Genomic DNA, 223 nt, shown 5'->3' on the forward strand with positions numbered 1-223 from the left:
GCGTGAGCGCGGTATCACAATCGCTACTTCTCACGTAGAGTACGACACTCCAACTCGCCACTACGCGCACGTTGACTGTCCAGGACACGCGGATTACGTTAAAAACATGATCACTGGTGCTGCACAGATGGACGGCGGTATCCTTGTAGTTGCTGCTACAGATGGTCCAATGCCACAAACTCGTGAGCACATCCTACTAGGCCGTCAGGTTGGTATCCCATAC

Annotated in this window: 1 protein-coding gene; it reads left to right on the top strand. The window is 52.9% G+C overall.

Translation table 11 applies throughout. From position 1 onward, the window contains the following. Positions 1–223 (top strand): GTP-binding protein (locus VCHENC03_RS0125615; protein ID WP_032802467.1); only part of this gene is annotated, 223 nt, incomplete at both ends.

It is taken from the genome of Vibrio sp. HENC-03 (genome assembly GCF_000305755.2).
GTDB lineage: Bacteria > Pseudomonadota > Gammaproteobacteria > Enterobacterales > Vibrionaceae > Vibrio > Vibrio owensii.